At 46.5% G+C, this 7,015-nt stretch carries 6 protein-coding genes; 5 read left to right on the top strand and 1 reads right to left on the bottom strand.

Annotated elements, in window-relative coordinates; all coding sequences use genetic code 11:
- Window positions 1-353 precede the first annotated feature (353 nt).
- Window positions 354-2,042 carry a hydroxylamine reductase gene (hcp, locus tag RJP21_RS30945; RefSeq protein WP_310862610.1) on the bottom strand — a complete coding sequence of 563 codons (1,689 nt, stop codon included), beginning with the start codon at window positions 2,040-2,042 and terminating at the stop codon, window positions 354-356.
- 304 nt (window positions 2,043-2,346) lie between these two features.
- On the opposite strand from hcp, the gene RJP21_RS30940 reads away from it, so the two are divergent.
- From RJP21_RS30940 to RJP21_RS31400, 5 genes are all read left to right on the top strand, one after another.
- On the top strand, window positions 2,347-3,792 hold the full coding sequence (locus RJP21_RS30940) for an MFS transporter (RefSeq protein ID WP_310862609.1): 1,446 nt from the start codon (window positions 2,347-2,349) through the stop codon (window positions 3,790-3,792).
- A gap of 210 nt (window positions 3,793-4,002) precedes the next feature.
- Entirely contained in the window at window positions 4,003-4,353 is a 351-nt protein-coding gene (locus RJP21_RS30935; RefSeq protein ID WP_310862608.1) for a metal-sensitive transcriptional regulator, read from the top strand.
- 494 nt (window positions 4,354-4,847) lie between these two features.
- Window positions 4,848-5,651, top strand: coding sequence for a stalk domain-containing protein (locus tag RJP21_RS30930; protein ID WP_310862607.1), 804 nt, complete (start codon window positions 4,848-4,850; stop codon window positions 5,649-5,651).
- Between the two features lie 299 nt (window positions 5,652-5,950).
- Complete coding sequence (locus RJP21_RS30925; protein ID WP_310862606.1) at window positions 5,951-6,370, top strand: tyrosine-type recombinase/integrase; 420 nt, start codon at window positions 5,951-5,953, stop codon at window positions 6,368-6,370.
- Between the two features lie 219 nt (window positions 6,371-6,589).
- Window positions 6,590-6,817, top strand: coding sequence for an ROK family protein (locus RJP21_RS31400; protein ID WP_397386311.1), 228 nt, complete (start codon window positions 6,590-6,592; stop codon window positions 6,815-6,817).
- The last annotated feature ends 198 nt before the right edge of the window (window positions 6,818-7,015 follow it).

The raw sequence follows: 7,015 nt of genomic DNA, 5'->3' as shown, positions 1-7,015 counted from the left end.
ATCTGAACAGCCTTTTGCTTAAACTCAACGGAATATGTCTTCCGAATTTCACCCATGAAAAAATCCCCTCCAAGTAAACTTTAGTGCGCTTTCTTAGCACTTGTCTACTCAAAGGGGATAATATCAGCTCCTGTGTGTCTTCTTTTTGGTGTTTAGATACAGAAATATTCAACGATCAGGGCCGAATCGGGCGAAAACAAGCTTTGGATTTCATAAGTTTATTTGGGTCCCCGCAAAGTATTTGGAATAAGCATTGAAGCATAGGCTCCACTCAGTACTTTTGCTCCACAAAAGCGCCCCTCTTTGAGAGGCGCCCTTACTTCTTTCCGATACTCTTTATGGGGGTTATTTTATCAGGCACCCAGGAACATGTTCATGTCATCTTCAACATTGGTAATGCCGCCGATCCCGAAGTTGTCCACGAGGACTTTGGCCACGTTAGGCGACAGGAATGCAGGAAGCGTAGGGCCCAGATGGATATTTTTCACGCCAAGATAAAGGAGGGCAAGCAGCACGATCACCGCTTTTTGCTCGTACCAGGCGATGTTGTAGGAAATCGGCAGATCGTTGATATCTTCAAGGCCGAATACTTCCTTCAGCTTCATTGCAATGACGACCAGGGAGTAGGAATCATTGCACTGCCCGGCGTCCAGAACCCGCGGGATTCCGCCGATTTCGCCTAAGTCCAGTTTATTGTATTTGTATTTGGCACAGCCTGCAGTCAGGATGACCGTATCCTTCGGAAGCTGAGCAGCAAAATCGGTGTAATAATGGCGGGATTTCATTCGTCCATCGCAGCCGGCCATGACGAAGAAACGTCGGATCGCGCCGGATTTCACGGCATCGACGATTTGATCGGCCACGTTCATCACAGCGGCATGGGCGAAGCCGCCGATGATCTCGCCGGTTTCAAGCTCCGTTGGGGCCGGGCACCCTTTCGCTTGTTCAATCAGGGCGGAGAAGTCCTTGGCAGCACCGTTCATTCCTTCCGGGATATGGCGGACGCCCGGAAAGCCGGTGTTGCCCGTCGTATAAATACGGTCCTTATAGCTGTCCTTCGGCGGAATGATACAGTTGGTCGTCATCAGAATCGGCCCGTTAAAGGCTGCAAATTCGCTATTCTGCTTCCACCAGGCATTGCCGTAATTGCCTACAAAATGCTCATATTTCTTGAATGCCGGATAATAGTGGGCAGGCAGCATTTCACTGTGCGTGTACACGTCCACGCCGGTTCCTTCCGTCTGCTTCAGCAGCTCCTCCAAATCCTTCAGGTCGTGGCCGCTGATCAGAATGCCAGGCCGGTTTCGAACCCCGATATTGACCCTCGTAATTTCCGGATGTCCGTAAACGGAAGTATTCGCTTCGTCAAGCATCGCCATGGCGGTTACGCCGTATTTGCCGGCTTCCATCGCCAAAGCGACCAGATCCTGCACTTCAAGTCTGTCGTCCAGCGTAGCCGCAAGCGCACGGCGCATAAACCGGTTCAATTCTCTGTCACTTCTCTCCAGATGAAGCGCGTGATACGTATAAGCAGCCATTCCCTTCAAGCCGTACGTAATCAATTCGCGCAGCGAGCGGATGTCTTCGCTCTGGGTCGAGAGGACGCCAACCGTACGCGCTTTTTCATCCATCTCGGACTCATGATCCGCTTCCCAGACGGCAGCATCAGGGAGATGAGCAGTTCCTTCCGGATATTGTTCGTTATAATAGGCGCGCACCTCGCCGCGGAGCAGTATCGCTTCCCGGATTCTCCCTACAAAAACCTCGCGGTCAAAGTTGGCGTTCGTAATGGTTGCAAACAAGGAGTCCATGATAAACATCGATACGCGCTGATCAAGCCCTTCCGGCAGCCGGACATCCAAACTGAGAAAAGAAATGCCTTTCAGCAGATAAATCAGCAAATCCTGCAGGTTCGCCACGTCATGCGGTTTGCCGCATACGCCGACAAGGGTGCAGCCTGTTCCTTTGGATGCTTCCTGGCATTGAAAGCAGAACATGGACGGCTGATGACTCAAGGACGGCTCCGTCACGTTGTCCTTCATGATTCTCCCCCGTTTCGTGAGTTATTTGTCGCCTAAGGTCGACATAAGTCCGCGTTGTCATTGGACTGTCAGAAACAGTATACTGCGCTGGGATAGCCGGAAAAGTGATATATATCACCGAATTCCAACATTCAATATTGAGAATGAAAAAAATAAATTGCTTGACATTATAGGGTAGGGGGCTATACTATATTCACATCGAGACCGGGAATTTATGGTATTGGTCACCTCGTTCATTGACGGCCGTCACGAGCGTGAAAGGGATGAAGAACCGGTTTTATCTCTCTAAAGGAGGATTATAAAAATGCCAACTCAGTCTCAAGGTCTTTCCCAGGCTGATCCAAGGCGCTGGATGGCCCTCGCATTGTTATGCCTTGCGAATTTTATGGTGATTATGGATACATCAATTATCGGAGTAGCTTTGCCCGCCATTAAAGAAGCGCTGGGGTATTCCCAAGAAAGCTTACAGTGGGTGTTTAATGCATATGTTATTTTCTTTGGTGGCTTTCTATTGCTAGGGGGCCGGTTGTCTGATCTGTTTGGACAAAAACGCATGTTCATGTGGGGCTTTCTTATTCTAACTGCAGCCTCGTTACTCGCAGGGCTAGCATGGGACGACACCGTACTCAACATTGGTCGAGCACTCCAAGGCTTTGGGTCTGCACTCATTGCACCATCGGCATTAACGATCGTTATGATGTTGTTTAGCGGAAATCCCAAGGAATTAGGAAAGGCTTTGGGATTCTGGGGGGCATCCGCTGCTGCAGGAGGTTCCGCGGGGGTGTTTCTTGGCGGTGTCATTACTGAATGGCTGAGCTGGGAATGGACATTCCTGATCAACGTCCCCGTCGGTATTCTTGCCTTAATTTTGTCTCCTAGGCTCTTAGCAAAAGGAACTCGCGGAAAAGGTAGCATTGATATCATAGGATCCTTGCTTGTTACGGCGGCCTTGGTATTAATGGTGTATGGGATTGTCACTGCAGAACATAACGGATGGGGAGCACCTACGACGATATGGACCCTGATCTTAGGTATAGCTCTATTTATCCTCTTCCTCATTGTTCAGGCGGTCAAAAAGGAACCGCTTGTACCGCTTCGAATTTTTAAAGCACCTAATCTAGCAGCAGGTAATATCGCGCTGTTAATGTTATCAGGAGGATGGATTCCACTTTGGTACTTCCTCAATCTATACATGCAGCAGGTTTTGAAATTTTCGGCTTTTACCGGCGGTGTCGCATTGCTGCCGATGACCCTTGTCATCGCCATTTTCATGATTGCGATTACGGGCAAGCTCATCGCCAAGATTGGCGTAAAAGCGAACATCGTGATAGGCTTGACTGCCTTAGGAGGGTCTATGATTCTGTTCTCCATGAATACGCCCGTAGACGGAACCTTCTTAGCGAATGTGCTGCCGGCTTCACTTTTAGGTGCGCTCGGGATGTCTCTAGCTTATATTCCTTCCATGATGTCTGCCATGAACGGAGCTAAGCCTGAGGAAGCAGGGCTTGCATCAGGGCTTGCCAATACCAGCTACCAGATTGGTTCAGCGATCAGCTTGGCGATCATGGTTGCGATTGCTGCAACAACGACGTCGGCACAAGCAGGTGGCGATCCAATGGCAGCTCTGAACAGTGGATTTCAATCTGCATTCTTGTGGTCGGGTATCGTTGCATTTATTGGCGCTTTATTGGCATTGATTTTCATTCGTTCACCCAAAAAGGCTGGCTCCGACATCTCTAAATCGATGTAATCTTTTTAACTTCAGTCACCTTGTGGCTGAAGTTTTTTGATTCCCGTCTAATTTTAGGTGATTTGGCGGCAGAGACTTAATGGGTGTTACCTATTTGACTTTATAGGGTTGGGGGGTATATATTAAGTGCAAGAGATTAATCATGGCATGATATATGGAGTAAACCAATATGTCTGTAAGGATCTTTATACAGGAATGGAGGCAGGGACAATGAGTGTTGAACTGGAAACGTTAGAAAGTACTTTAGCAGAAAATGCAGGGTGCTGCTCAAGTCAGGAACCGGGGCGAAAGAGCCATCATTCCGAAAAAGAAAAAAACAATATGATATCCAGGTTGAACCGAATAGAGGGGCAGATTCGAGGGATCAAAGGATTGATCGAAAAAGACACCTACTGCGATGATGTGTTAAATCAGATTGCTTCGGTGCAATCGGCCTTAAACGGGGTAGGTAAGCTTTTACTTGAGCATCATATGAAAAGCTGTGTTATCGATCGGATCCAAGAAGGTGACACTGAGGTTTTAGATGAGCTATTGAAAACCATGAATAAATTAATGAAATAAAGACCTTTAAAAGGCAGCGATCACGCTGCTTTTTTATTTTGGATGATTATATAGGGTGCTGGGTACACAAACATTCCATTAGAGACAGATCTGTCCGCCGGCGTGGCCCTCGGGGATCACCTGTTTGTCTGGTCTGGAAGAGAAGAAGAGCAGCTTTCGCTACCTGGTTACGGCCGGCAGTCACGCAGCTGCTTGTTGTATTTCTACCATGGTTCTAGGATATAGTTCTGTTATGAAATGATGTTTATGAGTGATTCCGGACGAAGTCATGGTAACATCAACCCTCATGCCTAGATCCGGAAACAAGAGGGCAGCAACTGGGAGCTGGCCAGCGGAGTGCAGCTTCTTGTTTATTTTGGGTCGCATTATTTCGCTGCCATTTGTCGTCTCAATCTAGTTATTTATTGTTTAATTTGTAAGATGAGCCCTAAAGCAACATTTCTGTGAAATTGGCGTCCTAATGAGTATACTGAAGATTTTTGGGAGGTTTTTTTATGTTTAAAAAATGGACTGTGTCTTTACTTGCTTCGGCGGTGTTGATGGTGCCTACATTTGCTGCTTCCAGCTTTGCAGATGGCGCGCCTGTTCAATTAGATAGTGGAAAATTGCAAAACAATCGGGTGCTGATTCCTTTACGTTCTGTGTCGGAGCATATGGGCGCGAAGGTTGATTGGAATCAACAAACCAAGCAAATCACAATTACCAAGGATAGTACGACCATAAAGCTCACGATTAATTCACCGAAAGTGTCGGTCAACCAATCGCAGGTGACGCTTGATGTTCCGGCAAAATTATATGGCGGGGGAATGACATACGTTCCACTGCGTTTTGTTAGCCAAACGCTTGGGGCAGAGGTTGGATGGGATCAGCAGGCCAAGCAAGCAACGATTAAAACGGCAGATCAACAAATTGTTGTAAGCCTTGATCAAAAAGTCGAGGTTCCGTCTGCTAAACGAATTACCGATCAGCGCCTGAAAGTATTGGTTGGTAAATTAAATGAAGCGACTGATATTTCTTCCATTAAACAAGTTCGCGCTTACTTCAGCCCTTATTTTACAGATCGTTTTATTAACTCCATTATCCTGAACAAGGGACTTGAAAATAAGAATAAGTTTGAAGTCATTTTCCAGTCAGGAACTACGTATAAAGATAGTAGTACTGCAACTGTTATTCAATCTTCCGGAACGAATTCAAATAACCAGACCCTTTATCGAAGTGCTACTCTAGTTTATACGGATAAAGGTTGGAAGGTCGATGGTGTTTCTTTTCAAATGGTAGACGAAATAGTAAATCCTTAACATACCCGCAGCCTGTTCTAAAAGAACGGGCTGCTTATTTTGGAAGCATAAGTTTGCCACAGTTACTGGAGATATTTGCGGACATCTCAAAGTGGATTCATTATAATGATCCGATAAATTCAACAGTAATTTTGTATTCTTGGCAAACTTATAACTAAAACTGAGAGAGCCAAAAACAGATAAGCGCATTCCCAAATTCTTGATTGAAGAAGATGTTATTCTTCTGAAAATTTCTTGTGAGCTCCACGGGAATATGCAATGCTTGAATTTCTTTATAGTACGGGTTGCCGTGTGGCGAAGTGCAGAAACAAGATATTGAAGACATCAACTTGGAAGACTGTTCAGCCATTGGGAATGGAAAAGGGGCAAAACAAAGGGAGATTTATTTTACGACCGAATGCAAAATATGGATAAAAAGATATTTGGAGAGCCGTGATGATTCCTGTACAGCTCTATTTGTTACGGAAACTCAGCCTGCTCGCCGTATGTCGATGCCTACGATTCGTCACTCATTAAAAAAGCTGGCAAGCCGGACTAATGTTGCTGTTAACGTCTACCCGCATCGTTTTCGTCACACTTACGCCTGCCAGTTACTAGATAACGGTGCACCGCTGGAGTTTATCCAGGGAATGCTTGGGCACGAAAAAGCATCCACCACACAGATTTATGCTCAGCTTCGTGGAGAACGGCGAAGAGAATTGTACCGGCGGTATTTTTAGGCGTTAGTACTTATCACCAACTATTGGGTCATCAGAAATCGTGGATTGCTTTTGCTAAGAGTAAGAAAAAACGCTAAGCCGGTCGCTTCCGAAGGCTTAGCGTATATTTTCGTTAAAATGTTGGCGGGACCCCATCATGAAGACTTATCTTTATGTGTTTTTAAAGGAGTTTGCCCATTATCAGGATAATAGTGAAATGTCACTTGGCCTCCATCAAGGATTGAGCCCTGTGCTTGCGGCAACCGCGGTTGCTGGGAGAAGTATGCTTCGGAGACAAGCGTGCTCCTGAACATCCTGGCGGCCGAACCTGGCGACGCCTCGGATGTTGAGTGGATCAGCCGGCGCATTGCAGAAGGCGACGATCTGCAGAGGATCCATAATCAACTCTATTCCCAAATCAGCCATTACCGGGAGATCTCACTGTCGGGCATAGGGCGGAAATCCTGATGCCCGCCCTCACTCCCTTTTCACAAGCCCGGTACAAAAAAACTGCCTATACAAAAAAACAAGCCCGATCCATGAACTGCACCCCAATTGTTAGACACACTCTAACAGTTGGAGGTGCAGTTTTTTTATGACCAAATTTACGAAGGATAGGAAATTGGCGATAATTCAAGGGTATAACTCTGATCTTCTGTCGCTAAC

It is taken from the genome of Paenibacillus sp. VCA1, assembly GCF_031583795.1.
Lineage (GTDB): Bacteria > Bacillota > Bacilli > Paenibacillales > Paenibacillaceae > Paenibacillus_AQ > Paenibacillus_AQ albilobatus.
This window is presented reverse-complemented; position numbering and strand designations above follow the sequence as displayed.